Consider the following 19,686-nt stretch of genomic DNA (forward strand, 5'->3'; position numbering starts at 1 on the left):
CCCGGGTACGCGGCCCTACGGAGGGGATCACATGACCGAACAGGGACACGCCGGGGTGGAGGAACTACAGCGGGTCCTCGACGAGGTCTTCCACGACCACGACCGGGTGACGCGCCGCGAGGTGTACGGCAGGGCGTCGGAGCACCTTGGGGTGCCCGCCGCCATCCTGGCCCACCTCAACGAACTTCCGATGGGCCCCTACACGCGCCCGGAGCTGACCGAGGCGATCAACGACGTCATCAGGGGCCGCGGCGAGCAGGAGGCGCTCGGCCTGCTCACGATGCCCCGTTGAGCGGCGGCGGCACCCGCCGCCACAGCGGATCGCGGTACAGGACGACCTCCGTGCCGTGCAGCAACTCGTCGGGGGCCGAGGCCAGCGCGATCTCGCCGTCCTCGGCGAGCCGCTGGAGCAGGTCGCGCACCCGCGGGCCGACCGGCAGCCGGCCCGGGGGCAGGCCGAGCAGCGCCCGTACCTCGTCGGCCGCCCGCGACAGCGCGAACGGCTCGGGCAGGCCGCGCACCACCCGGCGCAGCAGACCGATCGTGATCACCTGTTCGGCCTCGCCGTAGGCGGCCTGCCAGACGAGCTGCGGGCCGCGCCTGCCGGTGCTCGCGCACGCCGTGCAGGGGCGCGCGAAGCCGGGCACCACCACCTCCTCGGCGGCGCCCAGGCACGTGGAGCACATGTCGTTCTCCATCGCGTGCAGCTCGGCGTTCACCCGGCGGTCCAGCGGCAGCCCGCAGTCGCAGCGGTAACCGCGGAACCCGCCGCCGACCAGGGCGTCCGGATCGGCGTCGGCGGGGATCTCGTCCCAGGTCACGGTGATCGTGTGCTTGGCCATCGTTCGCCACCTTAACCGACGGCCTGGATCGTGGGCAGAGTGCGGAATGGATGCACACGCCGGTATGTTTCCCCCCGATCGAGGAACCCCCGAATCGCAAGGAGGCAGCGGTGGCCGAACTCGGCGACGCGGAGAAGGCGCTGATCGACCGGCCCGTGTGCGGCTGGCTGACGACGATACGGCCGGACGGCTCGCTGCACAGCACCGTCGTGTGGACCTACCTCGACGGCGACGACATCCTCGTCAGCACGCTGGTGGGCCGGGCCAAGGAGCGTCATCTGCGCAACGACCCGCGGATCTCGCTCAGCGTGCTCGACCCGGACGACCCCTACCACGCGCTGAGCGTGTCCGCCACGGCGGTGCTGGAGGAGGAGGGCGCCGAGGAGACGCTCGACCTGCTCGCCAAGAAGTACCTCGGCGTGGACGTCTACCCCGCCAGGGCGGAGGGCGACCGCCGGGTCAACGTGCGGATCAGGCCCGAGCGGGTCTTCTACAAGCCCGGCGGCTGACCTTCGGGGCGTCCGGGCACGGCCCGCCGTACCAGGACGCCCCCGCCGGGCCTCAGCGGAAGGCCGGGACGCCGGTGAGCACCTGGCCGAGGGTGAGGGCGTGGACCTCCTCGGTGCCCTCGTAGGTGGCGACCGACTCCAGGTTCAGCATGTGCCGCATGACGGGGTACTCCAGCGTGACGCCGTTGGCCCCGTGCAGGCCCCGGGCGAGCGCGGCCACCCGCTGGGCGGCGCGGACGTTCGCCATCTTCCCGAAGCTGATGTGGGAGTGGTGGGCCTGCCCCGCGTCCTTGAGGCGGCCGATCTGCAGCGCGGTGAGCATCGACTGGTTGACGTCCACCAGCATGTCGGCGAGCTTGCGCTGGGTGAGCTGGAAGCCGCTGATGGGCCGGCCGAACTGCACCCGGCTGCCCGTGTAGTCCAGGGTGGCCTCAAGGCACGCCCGCGCCGCGCCCGCCGCGCCCCACACGATGCCGTACCGCGCCTCGCTGAGGCACGACAGCGGCGCGCGCAGCCCTTCGGCGGCGGGCAGCCGGGCCGCGTCCGGCAGGCGTACCTCGTCCAGGACCAGCTCCGAGGTGATCGACGCGCGCAGCGACAGCTTCTTGTGGATCACGTTGGCGGAGAAGCCCGGGGTGCCGCGCGGCACGATGAAGCCGCGGATGCCCTCCTCGGTGGCCGCCCACACGACCGCCACGTCGGCGACCGACCCGTTGGTGATCCACATCTTGGTGCCGCTGAGCACCCAGTCCGAGCCGTCCCGCCTGGCGCGGGTCCGCATCGAGCCGGGGTCGCTGCCCGAGTCGGGCTCGGTGAGCCCGAAGCAGCCGATGGCGTCGCCGCCCGCCATCGGGGGCAGCCACTCCTGGCGCTGCTCCTCGCTGCCGTAGCGGTGGACGGCGGTCATGGCCAGCGACCCCTGCACCGAGACGAAGCTGCGCAGCCCGCTGTCCACCGCCTCAAGCTCCCGGCAGGCCAGGCCGTAGCTGACCGCGTTGGTGCCGGCGCAGCCGTAGCCGGACAGGTGCATGCCGAACACCCCGAGCGCGCCGAAGCCCTTGGCGACGCCGCGCGGGTCGGTGATGGTGCCCTCCTCGAACCAGTCGGCGACGTGGGGCAGCAGCTCGGTCCGCGAGTAGTCGCGGACGGTGTCGCGGATCGCCCGTTCCTCTTCGGAAAGGTCGCGGTCCACGGCGAGGAAGTCGTGCGGATCGGGCGTGTTCATCGGCTCTCCTTGGGCGCGGAGGGGGTGGACGGTGTCGAGTGTGGCAGGGGTGGCGGCGGGGGCGGATCGGGGGCCTGACGGACGACCCCCGCCTGTTCCAGGCGGCCGATCTCCGCCTCGGTGAGGCCGAGTTCGGCCAGCAGCGGCCTGGTGTGCTGGCCGTGCAGCGGCGGCGGGTCCCTTCTGGGCGTGTACCCGCCGACCGCGAATCCGGTCCGCATGAGTTCGAGCGGGCCCGCGGTGGGGTGGGCGACGGTGACGGTCGCAGGCTGGTCCGCGGCGCGGATGGCCTCCAGCACCCCGCGGATCTTGCCGACCGGCACCCCGGCCTCGGTGAGCACACCGGTCCACTCCCCGGCGGTGCGGGTGCCGAACACGGCCTCCAGTTCGGCGATGAGCGCGTCGCGGTTGACGATCCGCCCGGGGTTGCTGGAGAAGCGCGGATCCCCGGCCAGATCGGGGCGGCCGATGGCGTGGCACAGCGCGCGGTACAGGCCGTCGTTCCCGGCCGCGACGGTGATCTCCCCGTCGGCGGTCGCGAAGGTCTGGTACGGCACGACGGTGGGGTGCGCGTTGCCGTAGCGCCCGGCCTCCTCGCCGGTGACCAGGGCGCTCTGCGCGACGTTGACCAGCCCCGAAAGCGCCGACTGCAGCAGGGAGACCTCGACCCGGCAGCCCGTCCCGGTCAGCGCCCGCCGGTGCAGCGGCCCGAGGATGGCCACGGCGGCGTTCAGCCCGGCGAGCACGTCGGCGATGGCCACGCCGACCTTGGTCGGGGTCTCGCCGGTGATGTGCATCAGGCCGCTCTCGGCCTGGACGACGGCGTCGAATCCGGGCCGGTCCGCGCCGCCGAACCCGGTGATCGAGCAGTACACGACGCCGGGGTTGCTCCGCCGCACCGCCTCGTAGCCGATGCCCAGCCGGTCGGCCACGCCGGGCCGGAAGTTCTCGATGATCACATCGGCCCGGTCGCACAGCCGCCGCGCGACCGCGCGGCCCTCCGGGTGCTTCAGGTCCAGCGCGATGTTCCGCTTGTTGCGGTTGACTGCGAGGTAGTAGGCGGCCTCGCCGCCGGCCTCCGGCGGGCCCCACGAGCGGGTCTCGTCGCCGTGCACGGGGTGCTCGACCTTGACCACGTCGGCGCCCAGCTCGGCGAGCAGCATGGTCGCGTACGGCCCGGCCAGCACGCGGGAGAAGTCGGCCACCCGCACTCCGGCGAGGGGCGGGGCCGCCTCCGCGGGACGGTCACCGTTGTCGGATGGTCGGCTGATGGCTACCTCCCGGATCGTCCCTGATCATCCAGAATGAGATTCGGTCATCGGCTATGCGGCGGGCAAGCCGGCGCTGCCTGCTAGAATTTATATTGGATCCAAAATCCTAGCGCAATAGTCTCCTCGGCCCACCGCCCAGGGTATGATCACGCCTGACCCGAAGGGGGAGACGCACCCCGATGAGCTTCACGTCAGGACCACCCCAGACCACCCAGCAGTACGTGCTGGACCACCTGCGGCGGGCCATCCTCACCGGCAGGCTCGCGCCCGGCAGCCCGATCAGGCAGGACGCCCTGGCCGAGCAGCTCGGAGTCAGCCGGGTGCCGCTCCGCGAGGCCCTGAAGATCCTTGAGGGCGAAGGCCAGGTGATCTACCGGCCGCGGCGCGGATACATGGTGGCCGAGCTGGCCCTCGAAGACTTCCTCGAGGTCTACCGGCTGCGCCAGATCCTGGAGGAGGAGGCCGTCCGCCGGGCCATCGACAAGATGACCGACGAGGACATCGAGCGGCTGGAGGAGGCGCACGAGGACGTGGTCGCCGCCGCCAAGTCCGGCGAGATCATCGCCATGGCCGCGGCCAACCGGCGCTTCCACTTCACCCTGATCGACGCGGCGGGCATGGCCAGGCTGTGCAAGTTCCTGAACATCCTGTGGGACGCCACCGACGTCTACCGCTCGCTGTACTACGGCCAGGAGAGCAACCGCGAGCGCGTGGACCACGAGCACCGGGGCATCATCGAGGCGGTGCGCGCCCGCGACGCCGACACCCTGGTACGCCGGCTGGACGACCACCGCACCGGCACCGTCGGCGCGTTCAGCGAGTTCCTCGCCCGCCGCGACTCCTGAGCGGGGCCGCCCTCAGACCTCCACCGGGCCGCCGCTGCGCCAGTAGTGGTCGTCGGCCCGGCTGAGCAGGCACTCGTCGATCAGGTAGCGGCGCAGCGCGGCGAAGTCGTGGTGGAAGGCGCGCAGCACGACGTTGACGTCCTTTTCCGGGTAGCGCACGCCCGGCTCGAAGAGCGTGACGATGTGCCGGAGCACCACCAGGCGCTTCTCCCGCCGCGCGGGGATCTCGCGCAGCCGGCCGTCGACCAGGAAGTGGCGCAGCACCCGCTCCTCCGGATCGGCGGGGGCGGCGGGCGCGGCGGCGGCGCGCAGCAGCCCGGCGAACCGCTCGGGGACGGCCCGCCAGCCCTCACCGGCGGGCTCGGCCAGCCCGCCGCGCGCCAGGCGGCGCAGCGCCCGGCCGGTCTCGGCGGGCGGCAGACCGGCGTCGGCGGCCCGCCCGGTCAGCACCAGCGCCGACAGCACCCGCAGGGTGTCGGGCTGGGACAGCAGGCCGAGGACGCGCCTGGTCTCATCATCCGCCTCGGTCATGCCGGGCGGGGGGACGGCTCGTGGCTCACGGTCCAACCCTAGGGGCGCGGACATCGCCCCGTCGCCTCAATATCCGCGAGGCTCTTCACCGCGCCCTTCGCTGGGCCGGCCGTCCGGGCGAAGTACCGGCGGCACAGCCCCTTGTGCCGGGCGTCGAGCACCATGTAGGTGCCCAGCACGAGCTGGAGCGGGCTGCGCCAGACGTCCTCCCACCTGTCCTTGATCCGCATCCAGGTCAGCTCACCGGCTCGGGGGCGGGCGCCGCGCACCGTCACCAGGCACGGCCCCCGGTTGGGCAGCGAGCGGGTGTGCTGGGCCGAGGTGTGGAAGGACAGCGTGCGCAGCATCTCGCGGGCGGCGCCGCGGAGCGCGGCCGGGGCCAGGTGCCAGGCCGGGCACGGCCGGTTGGCGGCCATCCCGAACGGGATGTGGTTGGCGTGCTTGGCCGTCAGGGTCTCCCAGCGGTCCGGGTCGAACCGGTCGGGCTCTGCGTAGCCGATGCGGTGGAACTCGGGGTAGTTGAAGCACAGCACCGAGCCCGCGGGCAGTGTGGTGGCCTCGTCCACCTCGATGTCCGCCGAGGAGATCCGGTGCGCGACGCCGAACAGCGGGTAGAGCCGCATGGTCTCGGCGATCACGTGGTCGAAGCGCCGGTCGTCGGCGTCGGCCAGCTCCGCCTGGACGCCGGGGTGGGCGGCCAGCACCATCATCAGGTGGGCGGTGGCCTCCGCCTGCTGCACGACGCCGGTGTTGAAGAACGCGCCCTGCAGGTAGTACGCCTGCTCGCGGCGGGTCAGCCTGGACGGCAGCCGGTGCGGCACCCGGTCCAGGGCGCCGAGCAGGTAGCAGGTCAGCCGGTCGCGGACGCGCATGTGCCGCAGGCCGCAGCACTTCAGCGAGGTCACCACGTCGTCGGCGTGCGCCACGATCAGCTCGCGGGCCTCCGGCGGGCAGCGCTCGCCGAACACGACCTCGTAGAAGAACTCCGCCCAGACCGGCATCATCAGGTCGCGCAGCCGTACGACCGAGGGGCGGCGCAGCCGCTCGATCGCCCGAGCCGTGCAGCGCGCCGCCAGTTCCTCGGCCTCGGTGGTCGGCATGGCCATGATGGCGCGCGTCGTACGCGCCACCTCGTCGTACCGCTCGCCCGGCTCCAGGTGCTCCTGGTGGACGTGGGAGCCGGGCGCGAGCCAGTACCAGAACAGGTCGGACAGGGCCGCGCCCCGGCTGCGCCCGTCCGCGGCCGGGTTGGAGTACACCTCGCGAAACCGCGACACCGGCACCTCCTCGCCCGGGATCGGCACGCCCTGCCGCCCGTTGACCGCGGTGAAGATCCGCACGCGCAGCGCGACCACCGCCTTGGGCAGCCAGTACGGCAGGCTGAGAATCCCCGCGGCGGCGGCCGCCCGGAAGATCATCGCTCGGCCGCCTTCGCCTGCGACTCGGCCATCCGCGCGGCGACCCGTCCCCAGAACCGGCCGGGGTCGTTCAGGTGCGGATACGGCTCGTCCGGCGGCTCGACGCCCAGGAAGGAGCACAACGGCTCCCACCCCGACCCCGGCTCGATCACCAGCAGCCGCTCGGCGGGCACCTCGCGGCGAACCGCCGCGTTGTGCTCCTCGAAGACGGCGATCGCGTGGTCGCGGTCCTCGAACCGGCCGCCGAAGAACGGCCCGTCCCAGATCAGCCGCCGGGTGAAGTCGGTCATGACGTCCAGGCCGGGCACCACGCGCAGCGCCTCGGCCGCCCGGGGGTCGGCCGAGCTGCCGAACATCGGGTAGATCGTCTTGGCCACGCTGTCATACCAGCTCTGTGAGTCGCGGACGGTCAGGATGACCTTCGCCTCCGGGTAGGCCGCCACCAGTTCGCGCCAGAACGCCGCGCCCGGCCAGTCCACGCTGGCGGCGTATCCGTCGAACAGCGCGGGCAGGTCCACCCGCTCGCCGTCGGCGGCGGCCTGCCAGGCGGCCAGCCGCTCCGGGTGGTCCAGGACGTGCCTGCCGTGGAAGCAGGGGGCATAGCCCAGGTGTTCCAGCGCGGCCTTCAGCGACAGCGTCCCCGTCCGGCCGATTCCCGCCCCGATCACCTTCACCGCGCGCACCCTTCCTTCGCCGTGCCGTTCATCACCAGGTCGCGGGGCACCTCCGAGGGGGCGGCGCAGCCGCACAGGGCGAGCGCGTTGGCCAGTTCCCGCCGCAGCATCGAAAGGACCGCGCCCACGCCGTCCTCGCCGCCCACGGCCAGGCCCCACATGATCGGGCGGCCGATCCCCACGGCCGCCGCGCCCAGCGCGAGGGCCTTGATCACATCGGTGCCCCGCCGTACTCCGCCGTCCAGCAGCAGCGGCACCCGCCCTGCCACCGCCTCGGCGATCCGCGGCAACTGCGCGATGGTCGGCGGCGTGGTGTCGAGCTGCCGCCCGCCGTGGTTGGACACCACGATCCCGTCCACGCCGAGATCGGCCGCCAGGGCGGCGTCGGCGGGATGCAGCACGCCCTTGACCAGGATCGGCAGGTCCGTCGTCTCGCGCAGCCACTCGACGTGCCGCCAGGAGATCTCCGGGGAGAGTACCACCTGGCGGACCGACCCCGGCTCCCCGCCGCGCAGCTCGCGCAGGTTCTCGCAGCGCAGGCCCGGCGGCAGGTCGTGGAAGTCGTTGCGGTCGTTGCGCTCGGCGCGGCCCAGGGCGGGGGAGTCGGCGGTGACGACGAGCGCGCGGCACCCGGCGGCCTCGGCCCGCTGCACGATGGCCCGGGTGAACCCCAGGTCGGGCTGCGGGTAGAGCTGGAACCACAGGCAGGGGTCCGTGGCGGCCTTGCGGGCCTCGGCGGCGACGTCCTCGATCGCCACCGTGGACAGCATCGCCGCGATCATGATGACGCCCTCGGCGGCGGCGGCCCTGGCCGTGGCGCGTTCGGCGTCGGGGTGGACCAGCCGGTGGAAGGCGGTGGGCGCGATCAGCACCGGCATCGACGCCTCGTGCCCGAGCAGGGTCGTGCGCAGCACGGGCTCGCCCGCGCCCCGCAGCACCCGGGGGACCAGGCACAGCCCGGCGAAGGCCGACTCGTTGGCGCGGACGGTCACCTCGTCCTGGGCGCCGCCGCGCACGTAGTCGGCGTGCACCGGATCGAGCACCAGGCGGGCGGCCAGCTCGAACTCGCGGACGTTGACCGGCGCCCCGTGCGGCAGGCTCGGAGCCGTCATGCCCGCGCCGCCTTGGCCGGGCGGCAGGCCGTCGCCTTGACCAGGAAGTGGTCGAGGAAGGACCGCAGCGGGGCGCGGTGCTCGTCCTCGCTGGTCCAGTCGTTGTAGATGTCCTCGGCCAGGTGCAGGGCGGCGACCTGCTCGCCGTTGCGGTAGTGGCGGATGACCGGGTGCATGTACCGGTCCTCGTGGGCGGGATCGGCCTCCCAGGCGCGGCCCACGGCCACGTCGAAGGGGTCGATCGCGTCATGGCCCGCCCCGTACTCCAGGGTGACCGCGAAGCAGGACCGGTCGCCCCTGGCCCGCGCGTAGTCCACCGGCACCTCCTCCAGGTAGCTCACCGTTCCGTCCGGCCCGGGGACGATCAGGTCGCACAGGAAGGTGTACTGGCTCCACAGCGCGGAGGAGCGGTTGAGCCGGGCGAGCACGGCGTCGGTCACCGCGCCGGCCTCGGCGGGCAGCCGCGCGGCGGGCCAGGGGACGCCCTCGTACTTCTGCTCCAGTACGCGGGTCAGCGCGAGGACGCCGTGCCTGAACCCGTGGATGAACGCGCTGGTGTACTTCTTGAAGTCGCGGACCTGGGTGAGCGTCCCGGCGAAGTAGAGCCCGGGGACGTTCACCGACTCCCACTCGTGGGTGAGCGCGGGGAACCTGCCGTGGATCGCGGTCTCCGGGCGGCAGGTCGGGCCGAAGATGGAGCCGTCCATGGCGAAGCCGGTGCAGGCGATCACCCGGTCGTAGGCAAGGCGGACGACCTTGTCCCTGCGCGAGTACGCCATGGTGACGAGGTATTCGCCGTCGCGCCGCTCGATGTCCTGGATCGTCGCGTCCAAGACCATGTTCTGGGTCTTGAGCTGGTAGGTGTCCAGGAAGTTGTTGTTGACCGCGCGCAGGTGGCCGATGAAGTGCGTGCGCCAGGCGAACTTGATCGACTCCGGGCCGGCCAGGTGGATCAGGGCGGCCTTCTCCACCAGGTTGTCGGCGGTCTCGAAGGCGGAGTTGCCCTTGCCGATGATCAGCACCCGCTGGTCGGTGAAGTCCTCGGGGTCGATGGAGACGTCCGTGTACGACTCGGCGGTCTCGATGCCCGGGATGGGCGGCAGGTACGACCGGCCGAAGCCGGTGGCCACCACCACGCGCCTGGCGCGGAAGACCCGGCCGCCCGAGGCGTGGACGGCGAAGCCTCCGTCCTCGCGCTCGATCCGCTCCACCGGGCAGTCGTGGACGACCGGGAGCCGGTGGGCCTTGGCGAAGTCGATGAGGTAGCGGACGTAGTCGCCCGCGTCGGGGAAGTAGCGTTCGGTGTAGCGGGTGAAGAGGAGTTCCGGGTCGTCGCTGAGCAGGGAGTTCCAGTCCATGCGCAGGGCCAGTTCCGGGTCGCTCCAGCCGGTGTGCGGCTTGTTTATGGAGATCATCCGGCGGTGGCGGGGGTAGGTCCGGTAGAACGTGCCCGGGGTCGCGCCGGCCTCCAAGATGACGTATTCGCGCCCTGCCTTCCCCAGGAAGTAGCCGAGTTGCAGCCCGGCCGGTCCCGCTCCGATCACCAGGTAGTCCACATCCATGGGCGGTCTCCCGTTATAGACCCATATGACCGATCCTGTGCGCAGGTGTAATACGGGAGAGGAGACGCTCTGGATTCACCGGGATGATAACGATCCAGGGCATGGCGGAGTGACGCCCCGGCCGGGTGTGCGCCGGGCGTAAGGTGGACGCGTACGCGGTTCTCCGTAGGCGTTGACGTCAAACCATGTATTACCTACATTGTAAGTAGGTATTCGGCGGCGGGAGGGGACATGACTGCGGACGGGCCGACGTGGCCGCGCGGGAGCACCCCGCTCGAGGCCGCCGTGCTCGCCGGGCGATGGATCCGCTCCGCGGCGGTGGAGGAGCCCTCCCGCCACGCCGCCGAGCAGCGGGTGCTCTCCTGGCGGGCCAACCCCGACCCGGGCGGCCGGTCCGCCGCGGCGGGCCCCTCGCACTCGCTGTACGCCGGGGCGGCCGGCATCGTGCTCTTCCTCCTGGAGCTGGCGGCGGCCACGGGCGATGAGTCCTACCTCGACGACGCCCGGGCGGGCGCCAGGGGCTTGGCGGCGCTCGCCACCGAGCGCGCCGCCGCCTCCGGCCACGACCTGACCCTCTACCACGGCCTGGCGGGCATCGCCTTCGCCTTGGCCGAGGCCGGCTGGGTGACGGGCGACGAGTCGTTCGAGGACGCCGCGCGGGCGGCGGCCGACCGCATCGTGGCCGGGGCCCGCTCCTTCCGCGGCGGCCTCGGCTGGACCGGCGATCCCGCCCAGAGCGGCGACGGCGGCATCGTGCTCGCCCTGCTGCACGCGTCGGGCATCCACGGCGTGCCCCGGTACGAAGAGGTCGCCGTGGAGGCGGCCGCCCGGATCGCCGACCTGGTCGTGCCCGGCCACCGGTTCGGCGAGGAGGGCTGCGCGGGGCTCCCGGCCGACGCGGTCACCCCCGGCTTCCTGTCCGGCACCGCGGGCACCGCCTTTCTGATGGCCCGCATGTACGGCGTGACCGGGCAGGCCAAGTTCCTCCAGGCGGCCCGCAGGGGCGCGGAGTTCGTCCGCGCGGTGAGCACCGTGTCGGGGCGCTTCGCACTCGTGCCGCACCACGTCCCGCACGGGCGCACCTTGCACTACCTGGGCTTCTGCTCGGGCTCGGCGGGCGTGGCGCGGATGTTCTACGAGCTGTACCGCGTCACCGGCGACCAGGGCGACCTCGACTGGGTCGAACGGCTGGCCGGGGGCATCGTGCAGAGCGGCGCGCCCTACCGTCAGTCGCCCGGCTATTGGAACGTCACCTGCCAGTGCTGCGGCGCGGCGGGGCTGCTGGAGCTGTTCGCCGGGCTGTGGACCGCGACCGGGCGCGAACCGTACCTCGCGTTCGCCCGCGACGTGGCCGAGCACCTGATCGACGCGGCCACCGGCCACGACGGCGTCGGCTACCGCTGGTACCAGGCGTACCGGCGGCTGCGGCCCTGGGAGGTCACCGCCGACACCGGCTACATGGTCGGCGCGGCGGGGATCGGCTCGGCGCTGCTCCACCTGCACGCCGCCGGTTCCACGGGCGAGACGCCGCGGCTGGTGCTGCTGCCGGACAACCCGTTCCCGGCCATCGCGCTGCCCGCCACCCGCGCCTGAGCCGCGCGCTTCGGCGGGGGCGTCCTGACACGGCGGGTCAATTTCCGATCCAACCCACTTTTAAAGTAGGGTATGTGGCCCAAGGCCGGTCGACGCCGAGACCATGATTGGTGCATCCCGCATGAGCGAACACCTGGCCCCGTCTATCGTCGGGGCCGTGTTGATCGGAGAGAACGACCCGAGGGTCCTCGCCATGGTTCCGGATCCGCGCCGCTCGGTCGCGGCGATCGAGCCCGAGCGGCCAGAGCCCGGATACTGGGCCGGGGCCGCCAGCGCGGTCGCGAGCGACGGCCTGATCCACCTGGCCTACCGGCTGCGCCGGCCCGTCGGCCACGGGCGCGGCCACGCCGTGGCCATCGCCAGGTCGCGAGACGGCGTGCGTTTCGAGACCCTGCTCACCATCCCCAGCGAGGAGATGGACGCCGAGTCCCTGGAACGGCCCGCGCTGGTCCGCCTGCCCGGCGGCGGCTGGCGGATCTACCTGAGCTGCGCCACGCACGGCACCAAGCACTGGCGCGTGGAGATGCTGGAGGCCGCCGACCCGGCGGGCTTCGACCCGCGCACCCGCCGCGTCGTGCTGCCCGGCGACGCCAAGACCGGCGTGAAGGACCCGGTGATCGTACGGCGGGGCGGCGTCTGGCACCTGTGGGCCTCCTGCCACCCGCTCACCGACCCGCACGAGACCGACCGCATGGTCACCGACTACGCCACCAGCGCGGACGGGCTGGAGTGGACCTGGCACGGCACCGCCCTGACCGGCGTCCGCGGCGAGTGGGACGCGCGCGGCGCGCGGGTCACCGCGGTCACCTTCGCGGACGACGCCCTGATCGCGGCCTACGACGGCCGGGCCACCGCCGCGGAGAACTACGAGGAGCGCACCGGCCTGGCCGTCGGCACCGACCCGGCCGCGCTCGTCCCGCTGGAGTCCGGCCCGGCCGCCGTCTCCCCGCACGGCGCGGGCGGCCTGCGCTACCTCGACGTCGTCGACCTGCCCGACGGGCACCGGCGGCTGTACTACGAGTACGCGCGCGCGGACGGGGCGCACGAGTTGCGCACCGAACTGCACTGAAGGCCGCCGAGCCCGCCGGGGCGCCCGCCGCTCAGCCGGGTTCCGCGTCGCGCGGCCGGCCGTTGCGGGCCTGACGCTGGCCCTGCGGCCGTACGCCCACCAGCCCGCCGGACCGCTCGCGCGGCCGCAGCCAGTCCCCGAAGTCCTCGCCGGTGACCTGCTGGAGGAGTTCGATGTCCGCGGCGAAGAACGGGATCAGCGCGCGGCGCTGATCCCAGGTGAGCGGGCGGCGGGCGCGCGCCCGCTGCTGGAGCCGCCCCTCCAGCGACTCGGCCAGCCTTCCGCCGAGCTGCCCGGGCAGCGCCGACCACGCGCGCAGCGACCCCGACAGCAGCCGGTGGGACAAGGTGGCCTCGGGGTGGGCGGTGACGTTCTCGCGGGGCACCTCGGCGATGATCCCCGGCTCCACGCCCAGGAAGGCGCAGATCCGGTCGAGGGTGGCGGCGGGGGTGTCCACCAGGTCGCGGTAGCGGAACACGTGGACCTGCTCGCGGGGGAACAGCGTGTACAGGTCGCGCAGCTGCTCGCCGTACTTGCCCAGGGAGAGGTAGTGCCAGAACGGGGCCCAGCCCGCGGCGATCCGCTGCGGCTCCCTGGCGCAGGCGCGCACCACGTCGCCCAGCGGTTCGAGGCCCGCCGACCACAGGTGGGTCCAGTTGGAGTGGGCCCGCTCCACCGGGTCGCGCAGCACCACGATCAGCCGGGCGTGCGGGATCGCGGCGTGGATACGGCGCTGGGCCTCGCGGTCGTAGAGGTAGAACGGCGTGGACTCGCCGGTCAGCGCGCCCGGCGGGGCGCCCTCGAACAGGGCCAGGTAGTCCTGACTTCGCCAGACGTGCTCGCGGTAGGTGCGGGCGTCGCCGGGGCCGCCCCGGCTCGGGGGCGGGCCGTCGGTGAGGAAGTACTTCGGTTCCTTGACCGCGGACATGTGCAGCGACGGGTGCCTCGCCAGAGCGGAGTGCAGCGCCGTCGTGCCGGCCTTGGGGGCGCCGGCGATGAGGAAATCGGGCAGAGGCATCGGCCGTCCTTGCAGGATAACCCGTAAAACCTACTTAATAAGGAGCAAATATACCCGCTCGCCACCGCTGAGCAATGGGCTGACGAAAACCCCTAAGACGCGCGATGATGAAGCGTCGGCCGCGGTACACGCGCCCACGGAAAGGACGCCCCCCATGCAGCCTCGCGTCGGTGCCGCCCTGGTCGGGCGGGATGACGCGCTGCGCACCCTGGCGCGCGTCGTGGAGGAGACGTCCGAAGGCGGGTTCCGCTTCGTGGCGGTGGTGGGCGACCCCGGCGTGGGCAAGAGCCGCCTGCTCGGCGTGCTCGCCGACCTCGCCAGGCGGCGCGGCCTCGCCACCCTCGCCGGGCGGGCCTCGGAGTTCGAGCAGGAGTACCCGCTCAGCGCGCTCATCGACGCCCTGGACGACCACCTGGAGCCCCTGGCCGCCACGCTGGCCGAGCGGCTGCCCGCCACCCAGCTGGACCTCCTGGCGGCCGCGCTGCCGGCGTTCGCCGACGCCGTGCCCGGCGGCCGCGGGCAGCGGATGGCCGACGACCTGAGCGGCCTCGGGCGCTACCGGCTCTACCGCGCGGTCCGGCTGCTGCTGGAGGAGCTGGCCGGGCCCGAGGGCCTGGCCCTGATCCTGGACGACGTGCACTGGGCCGACGCCACCACCGTCGAGCTGCTGGACCACCTGGTGCGCCACCCGCCGCGCGGCGGCGTGCTGCTGGCCGTGGCGTTCCGGCCCGCGCAGGCGGCGCCCCGGCTGGCCGCGGTCGCCGGGCAGGGCGAGCGCGTCGACATCGGCCCGCTGTCGCGGGAGCAGACCGACGAACTGCTCGGGCCCGAGATGAGCCTGCCGGCGCGCAGGCGGCTCTACGAGGCCAGCGGGGGCAACCCGTTCTACCTGGACACGCTGGCCCGGCTGAGCGGCGGCCCGGCCGCGGTCGAGGACGGCAAGGCAGAGCTGCCGCTCGCCGCGGGCGCCGTCCTGGACGTCGAGCTGAGCGGGCTGGCCCCGGCCGCGCTGCGGGTCGCCCAGGCCGCCGCGGTGACCGCGGACGAGTTCGAGCCCGCCCTGGTGGCGGTGGCCGCGGAGATGCCCGAGCCGGACGTCCTGCGGGCGCTCAACGAGATGGTCGCCCGCGACGTGGCCCGCCCCGCCGACGCGGCCGGGTTCCGCTTCCGCCACCCGCTGGTGCGCAGCGCCGCCTACGCCTCGGCCGCCCCCGGCTGGCGCTACGCCGCCCACGCGCGGCTGGCCGACCACCTCGCCGCCCTGGGCGCGCCCGCCGTCGCCAGGGCCCACCACGTACAGCGCTCGGGCACGTTCGGCGACCGGCGGGCGGTGGACACCCTCGTGGAGGCGGCCCGCACGGTGGCGGCCCGTGCCCCGCTGACGGCCGCGCACTGGTTACAGGCCGCGCTGCGGCTGCTGCCCGAGACCCCCGAACGGCTGGAGCTGCTACTCGAACTGGCCCACGTGCAGAGCGTCAGCGGGCGCCTGGCCGAGGGCCGCGACACCGCCCGCGAACTGCTCCGGCTGCTCCCGGCCGACGACTACGCCAGAAGGGCCCGCGCGGCCCGCCTGTGCGCGCTGATGGAACGCCAGCTCGACCGGCCGCACGAGGCGCGCGCGCTGCTGCTGGACGAGCTGCGCCAGATGCCCAACCCGCAGGCGGCCGAGGCCGTGCCGCTGCGGATGCGCCTGGTGGCCGAGAGCCTGATGCGGGTCGACTTCCGCGCCGCCCAGGCGGTACTGGACCTGATGCCCGACGCCGCCGACGAGTGGGAGCCCGGCCTGGCCACCGGCGTGGCCGCGATGCGGCCGATGCCCGCGTACGCGGCCGGGCGCATCGCCGAGGCCGTCAAGTACATCGAGATCGCCGAGAGCCGGCTGGAGATCGCCCCCGACGAGCACCTGGCCGAATGGCTCGACGCCGTCGCCTGGCTGTGCTGGACGCAGTGGAGCATGGGCCGCTACGCCGGGGCGCTGCGCCACTTCGACCGCGCCGCCGCCATCGCCCGCGCCACCGGGCAGGCGTACATCCTGACCAACCTGCTCGCCGGGCAGGCCAGGACCCTCGCCATGGTGGGCCGCCTGGCCGAGGCGCGCACGACCGCCGAGGAGTCGGTCGAGGACGCCCGCCTGCTCGGCTCGGGGCAGCAGCTCGTCTTCGCGCTCACCCAGCAGTGCCTGGCGGCGTCCTGGTCGGGCGAGGACGATGAGGCGCTGCGCGCGGCCGACGAGGCGATGAGCGCCGGGGTCGGCGGCGGCGAGGTGTGGGGGGCGATGGCCGCGCACGCCAGGGGCCTGGCCCTGATCAACGCGGGCCGGGTCGAGGAGGGGGCCGCGGTCACGCTGGACGCGTGCGACCGGTTCAGGTCCCCGCGCCTGGACCGCGGCACGCTCCTTTGGTGCTGTGAGACCCTGGCGCAGGCGATGGCCGGGGACGGCAGGGCCGATGAGGCCGCGGTGTGGGCCGAGCGGGCGGCCAACCTGGCGCGGCCGGAGCTGCCCACGTTCGCGGGGCTGGCCAGGCTGGCCCAGGCGCACGCCGTGCGCCCGGGCGACCCCGCGGCGGCGGCCGTGCTCGCCGATGAGGCCGCCGCGCTGCTCGGCACCGAACGCCGGATCGACGCGGGCCGCGCGCTGCTCGTCGCGGGCATGGCGCACGGCGAGGCGGGCGAGCGCAAGTCCGCCCTCGCACGGCTGCGTTCGGCCGCCGAGGTCTTCGCCGACTGCGGCGCGCGCAACCTGCACGCCCAGGCGCTCCGCGAACAACGCCGGCACGGCGTCCGGGTGGGCGCCGCCGCGCGGCCCTCCGGGCGCAACACCGACCTCGGGCTGTCGCCGCGCGAGATGGAGATCGCCGAACTCGTCGCCCAGGGGCAGACCAACCAGCAGATCGCCGAGAAGCTCTACCTCAGTGTCCGCACGGTCGAGACGCATCTGTCGCGGGTGTTCACCAAGCTGGGCGTGAGCTCCAGGGTCGGCGTGGTGACCGTGCTCAACCGGCGGGCATGACCCCGGGCGCTCCTGTCGATGGGCGCGGCGGAGCCGCCGCCGGAGCCGCGCGGCCGGGCGGAAGCCGTACGCCCAGGCCACGCGGCCTTTTCGCCGGCTTCTTACGGGGGGTGACGGCCGCAGCCAAATGAACGTAACTCGCGTTTCGGACCCGCGCCAGACCCAAACTTAAGATTCCTCTCCCCAACCGGACACTTCCTGGAAGAACTCCAGCAAACCGGACAAATACCAACACGGTGGACGTTCCGCGGAATGTGGAGAACCTGGAGTCCTACATTGCGGAAAGTCCGCCAAGGGGGTGTGGAAAACCACAGGTGAAGCTGGAGATGTACCCCATACCGTGGCTCGGGGGCCCGATCTAGCGTTGCCGTTCATGACCGCGAAGATGTTCGATATTCCGAGGAGGGGGCTCGCGGGGCTGGCGGCGCTCGTCACCCTGGCTGCGGTGATCATGTTGGCCGCGATGGCCGACAGCACCATGCAACCCCTGCCCGCCTCGGCGCCCGCCGGAGAGTTCAGCGCCGAGCGGGCGCTGGTCCACCTGCGGAGGTTCGCCGACCGGCCGCGCCCGCTGGGCGGCCCGGCGAGCGACCGGGCCAGAGACTACCTGACCGCTCAACTGCGGGCGGCGGGCCTGGAGGTCGAGGTACAGCGGGCCGTCGGGGCCGCTCCGGCGGCCGGGCTGGCGTCGTTCGGCCAGGTCGACAACATCGTCGCGCGGCTGCCGGGCACCGACCCGACCGGTACGGTGGTCCTGGCCGCCCACTACGACTCGGCGTCCATGGGGCCGGGCGCCTCCGACGACGGCGCGGCGGTGGCCGCGATGGTCGAGACGGTCCGCGCGCTCCGCGCCGGTGGCGCCGCCCTGCGCAACGACATCGTGCTCCTCATGACGGACGGCGAGGAGGACGGCGTGCTCGGCGCGGAGGCGTTCGCCCGCCTGCACCCGCTCGGCCGGGCCGGAGGGGTGCTGCTGAACTGGGAGGCCCGAGGCGTCAGCGGGCCGTCCCTGATGTTCGAGACCTCCAAGAACAACGCCGGGCTCGTGCAGGCGTTCCTGGACGCCGTCCCGGCCCCGCGCGGCGACTCCTCCATGGCCGCGATCTACCGGCTGCTGCCCAACAACACCGACTTCACCCCGCTGACCGCGGCCGGCTTCAGCGGCCTCAACTTCGCCTACATCCAGCGCTCCTCGCACTACCACACCGCCGCCGACTCCATCGCCAACCTGGACCGCGGCAGCCTGCAACACCACGGCGCCAACATGCTCGCGCTGACCCGCTCCCTCGGCGGAGCCGACCTGCGGCCCCTGGCCGCGCAGCACGCCGGGACACCGGACGGCGGCCGCGACCTCACCTACTTCCGGGCCCTCGGCTTCGTGATCGCCTATCCCGGCGGGGCGGTGCTGCCGCTGGCGATCCTTTCGCTGCTCGCGGTCGCGGGCCTGGTGGCGCTGTGCAGGGTCAGGCGGTCGCTGAGCCTGCCCCGGCTGGCCGTCGCCGCCGTCTCGGCCCTCGTCCCGCTGGTGGTGTCCGCCGCCCTGGCACAGGGCCTCTGGATGCTCCTGGTGGGCCGGCGGCCCGCGTACGACATGATGGGCGGCCTGCTGCACCGCCCGCTGCCGTTCCAGGCGGCGGTGGCGTGCCTGACCGCGGCGGCGGTGCTCGGCTGGTACCTCTCGCTGCGCCGCAGGCTGGGCCCCGCCGCGATGGTGGCGGGGGCGCTGCTCTGGCCCGCCGGGCTGGGGGTGGTGTGCGCCTGGTTCGTTCCGGGGGCGGCCTACCTGCTCAGCCTCCCGGCGCTGGTGTGCGCGCTCGGCGCGGCGGCGGCCGTCCTGCTCCGCGGGCCCGCCTGGGCGCGAGTGGTGGCCGCGACGGCCGGGCCCGCCGTGGCCGCCATGCTGCTGCCGTCGCTGGCCCGCAACGTCTTCGACGGGATGGGCCTGGCGCTCGGCGGGGCGAGCGCGCTGGTGCTCGCGCTGTTCGGGCTGACCGTGCTCCCGGCCGTCGAGCTGTTCGCGGCCGACCCCGGCGTCCGCGCCAGGCGCGGGGCGATCGTCCCCGGGGCCGCCGCCGTCCTCGCGCTCGTCCTGACCGGCACGGGCCTGGCGGCGGACCGGTTCGACGCCGATCATCCGGGGCGCACGCACCTGGCGTACGTCATGGACGCCGCCACCCGCACCGCGCACTGGGTCAGCGCCGACGCCGACCCCGCCGAATGGACCCGCCGATACGTCTCCGGCCACGACACCTCGGGGCTGCCCGCGGGCTACGCGCGCGGCACCCTGTGGACCGGTCCCGCCCCCGCGATCACCGCCCAGGGGCCGCGCGTCAGCCTGCTCGACCGCCGTGGCGACACGCTCACCCTGTACGTGAGCGCGGGGAAGGGCGCCCGTTCCGTGACGCTCCGGCTGGACCGCCCGATCACCGAGGTCACCGCGTCCGCCACCGGGTTCGGCTCGGCCGCCGTGGTGGTGACCGGCAGGCGTACCGCCACCTGGCCCGCCGAGATCCGCTTCCGCGGCATCCCGCCCCGCGGCGCCCGGCTCACCGTGCGGGTCCCGGGCACCGGCCCGGTCCAACTCACCGCCATCGGCGAAACCGACGGCCTCACCACCGTGCCGGGCTTCCAGCCCCGCCCTCCGGCGCTGGTGACCGCCACCCGCGAAGACGGCGACCTCACCGCGGTCACCCGTACCTACACCTTCTGACCGCCCCGCTCCCATCGGCCGCGACGACAGCGTCGTCGCGGCCATCGCGTTCCGGCGGAGGGCGGCCGTGCCGCCCCCTGGGAAGAACGGCGATGCTTTTCCGGCATGTGGCTCTGGACGGGGGGCCCGCCGGGGCTCATGCTGGGCGTGGCGGCTCCAGGATGTCCGCAGGACGTCCATAGGTGAGCATTTGACCGTTCCGCCGATGCGATTCCGCGTCGTTGCCGAACTTTTTCGTCTTCCCGAGTTTCTAATGTACGGGTTTTCCACGATGCCGTACCCCCGGTGCGGCTTGAC

At 73.5% G+C, this 19,686-nt stretch carries 16 protein-coding genes; 7 read left to right on the forward strand and 9 right to left on the reverse strand.

Going from position 1 to position 19,686, the window contains the following annotated elements; all coding sequences use genetic code 11:
* Positions 1–31: 31 nt before the first annotated feature.
* Positions 32–292 carry a hypothetical protein gene (locus DP939_RS15305; RefSeq protein ID WP_113981358.1) on the forward strand — a complete coding sequence of 87 codons (261 nt, stop codon included), beginning with the start codon at positions 32–34 and terminating at the stop codon, positions 290–292.
* Here the strand turns inward: DP939_RS15305 and DP939_RS15310 are convergent.
* Entirely contained in the window at positions 276–842 is a 567-nt protein-coding gene (locus tag DP939_RS15310) for a protein kinase family protein (protein ID WP_113981359.1), read from the reverse strand. The two genes, DP939_RS15305 and DP939_RS15310, sit on opposite strands and share 17 nt — an antisense overlap.
* 110 nt (positions 843–952) lie before the next feature.
* On the opposite strand from DP939_RS15310, the gene DP939_RS15315 reads away from it, so the two are divergent.
* The gene (locus DP939_RS15315; RefSeq protein ID WP_113981360.1) at positions 953–1,351 is read left to right on the forward strand and encodes a PPOX class F420-dependent oxidoreductase; all 399 of its coding nucleotides are present in this window, start codon (positions 953–955) and stop codon (positions 1,349–1,351) included.
* A gap of 52 nt (positions 1,352–1,403) precedes the next feature.
* Here the strand turns inward: DP939_RS15315 and DP939_RS15320 are convergent, their stop codons facing one another.
* Together DP939_RS15320 and DP939_RS15325 are read right to left on the reverse strand one after the other, a co-directional pair.
* Positions 1,404–2,576 (reverse strand): acyl-CoA dehydrogenase family protein, encoded by a 1,173-nt coding sequence (locus DP939_RS15320; protein ID WP_113981361.1) that lies wholly within the window; start codon positions 2,574–2,576, stop codon positions 1,404–1,406.
* A complete protein-coding gene (locus DP939_RS15325; protein WP_404828587.1) occupies positions 2,573–3,787 on the reverse strand; it encodes a CaiB/BaiF CoA transferase family protein in 1,215 nt (404 codons plus the stop codon). Before DP939_RS15325 ends, DP939_RS15320 begins: the two co-directional genes overlap by 4 nt.
* Positions 3,788–4,026: 239 nt before the next feature.
* On the opposite strand from DP939_RS15325, the gene DP939_RS15330 reads away from it, so the two are divergent.
* Positions 4,027–4,692, forward strand: coding sequence for a GntR family transcriptional regulator (locus DP939_RS15330; protein WP_113981363.1), 666 nt, complete (start codon positions 4,027–4,029; stop codon positions 4,690–4,692).
* Between the two features lie 12 nt (positions 4,693–4,704).
* On the opposite strand, the gene DP939_RS15335 is transcribed toward DP939_RS15330, so the two are convergent.
* From DP939_RS15335 to DP939_RS15355, 5 genes are read right to left on the reverse strand one after another with little or no spacing between them, the layout of a single operon-like run.
* Complete coding sequence (locus DP939_RS15335; protein WP_113981364.1) at positions 4,705–5,223, reverse strand: DUF2087 domain-containing protein; 519 nt, start codon at positions 5,221–5,223, stop codon at positions 4,705–4,707.
* Positions 5,224–5,261: 38 nt separating this feature from the next.
* Entirely contained in the window at positions 5,262–6,641 is a 1,380-nt protein-coding gene (locus DP939_RS15340; protein ID WP_113981365.1) for a cytochrome P450, read from the reverse strand.
* Positions 6,638–7,315, reverse strand: coding sequence for a sulfotransferase family protein (locus DP939_RS15345; RefSeq protein ID WP_113981531.1), 678 nt, complete (start codon positions 7,313–7,315; stop codon positions 6,638–6,640). Before DP939_RS15345 ends, DP939_RS15340 begins: the two co-directional genes overlap by 4 nt.
* Positions 7,312–8,427, reverse strand: coding sequence for an alpha-hydroxy acid oxidase (locus tag DP939_RS15350; protein ID WP_113981366.1), 1,116 nt, complete (start codon positions 8,425–8,427; stop codon positions 7,312–7,314). The genes DP939_RS15345 and DP939_RS15350 overlap by 4 nt, the downstream gene beginning before the upstream one ends.
* Positions 8,424–9,989 (reverse strand): NAD(P)-binding domain-containing protein, encoded by a 1,566-nt coding sequence (locus DP939_RS15355; RefSeq protein ID WP_113981367.1) that lies wholly within the window; start codon positions 9,987–9,989, stop codon positions 8,424–8,426. The genes DP939_RS15350 and DP939_RS15355 overlap by 4 nt, the downstream gene beginning before the upstream one ends.
* A 231-nt stretch (positions 9,990–10,220) precedes the next feature.
* Between DP939_RS15355 and DP939_RS15360 the strand changes: the two genes are divergently transcribed.
* Entirely contained in the window at positions 10,221–11,582 is a 1,362-nt protein-coding gene (locus DP939_RS15360; protein WP_113981368.1) for a lanthionine synthetase LanC family protein, read from the forward strand.
* Between the two features lie 157 nt (positions 11,583–11,739).
* The gene (locus DP939_RS15365; RefSeq protein ID WP_225878263.1) at positions 11,740–12,651 is read left to right on the forward strand and encodes a glycoside hydrolase family protein; all 912 of its coding nucleotides are present in this window, start codon (positions 11,740–11,742) and stop codon (positions 12,649–12,651) included.
* Between the two features lie 31 nt (positions 12,652–12,682).
* Here the strand turns inward: DP939_RS15365 and DP939_RS15370 are convergent, their stop codons facing one another.
* The gene (locus DP939_RS15370; RefSeq protein ID WP_113981369.1) at positions 12,683–13,669 is read right to left on the reverse strand and encodes a sulfotransferase family protein; all 987 of its coding nucleotides are present in this window, start codon (positions 13,667–13,669) and stop codon (positions 12,683–12,685) included.
* 154 nt (positions 13,670–13,823) lie between these two features.
* Between DP939_RS15370 and DP939_RS15375 the strand changes: the two genes are divergently transcribed.
* On the forward strand, positions 13,824–16,679 hold the full coding sequence (locus DP939_RS15375) for an ATP-binding protein (protein ID WP_113981370.1): 2,856 nt from the start codon (positions 13,824–13,826) through the stop codon (positions 16,677–16,679).
* A 373-nt stretch (positions 16,680–17,052) separates the two neighbouring features.
* Positions 17,053–19,389, forward strand: a complete 2,337-nt coding sequence (locus DP939_RS15380) for a M20/M25/M40 family metallo-hydrolase (protein WP_113981533.1) — start codon at positions 17,053–17,055, stop codon at positions 19,387–19,389.
* Positions 19,390–19,686 lie beyond the last annotated feature (297 nt).

It is taken from the genome of Spongiactinospora rosea, from assembly GCF_003315795.1.
GTDB classification, from domain to species: Bacteria; Actinomycetota; Actinomycetes; order Streptosporangiales; family Streptosporangiaceae; genus Spongiactinospora; species Spongiactinospora rosea.

What these genes read in the sequence shown, in the direction of transcription:
- DP939_RS15350 (WP_113981366.1), bottom strand. Translation starts at nt 8,427, where the DNA reads ATGACGGCTCCGAGCCTGCCGCACGGGGCGCCGGTCAACGTCCGCGAG.
- DP939_RS15375 (WP_113981370.1), top strand. Translation starts at nt 13,824, where the DNA reads ATGCAGCCTCGCGTCGGTGCCGCCCTGGTCGGGCGGGATGACGCGCTG.
- DP939_RS15335 (WP_113981364.1), bottom strand. Translation starts at nt 5,223, where the DNA reads ATGACCGAGGCGGATGATGAGACCAGGCGCGTCCTCGGCCTGCTGTCC.
- DP939_RS15305 (WP_113981358.1), top strand. Translation starts at nt 32, where the DNA reads ATGACCGAACAGGGACACGCCGGGGTGGAGGAACTACAGCGGGTCCTC.
- DP939_RS15310 (WP_113981359.1), bottom strand. Translation starts at nt 842, where the DNA reads ATGGCCAAGCACACGATCACCGTGACCTGGGACGAGATCCCCGCCGAC.
- DP939_RS15320 (WP_113981361.1), bottom strand. Translation starts at nt 2,576, where the DNA reads ATGAACACGCCCGATCCGCACGACTTCCTCGCCGTGGACCGCGACCTT.
- DP939_RS15355 (WP_113981367.1), bottom strand. Translation starts at nt 9,989, where the DNA reads ATGGATGTGGACTACCTGGTGATCGGAGCGGGACCGGCCGGGCTGCAA.
- DP939_RS15340 (WP_113981365.1), bottom strand. Translation starts at nt 6,641, where the DNA reads ATGATCTTCCGGGCGGCCGCCGCCGCGGGGATTCTCAGCCTGCCGTAC.
- DP939_RS15380 (WP_113981533.1), top strand. Translation starts at nt 17,053, where the DNA reads ATGACCGCGAAGATGTTCGATATTCCGAGGAGGGGGCTCGCGGGGCTG.
- DP939_RS15370 (WP_113981369.1), bottom strand. Translation starts at nt 13,669, where the DNA reads ATGCCTCTGCCCGATTTCCTCATCGCCGGCGCCCCCAAGGCCGGCACG.
- DP939_RS15360 (WP_113981368.1), top strand. Translation starts at nt 10,221, where the DNA reads ATGACTGCGGACGGGCCGACGTGGCCGCGCGGGAGCACCCCGCTCGAG.
- DP939_RS15330 (WP_113981363.1), top strand. Translation starts at nt 4,027, where the DNA reads ATGAGCTTCACGTCAGGACCACCCCAGACCACCCAGCAGTACGTGCTG.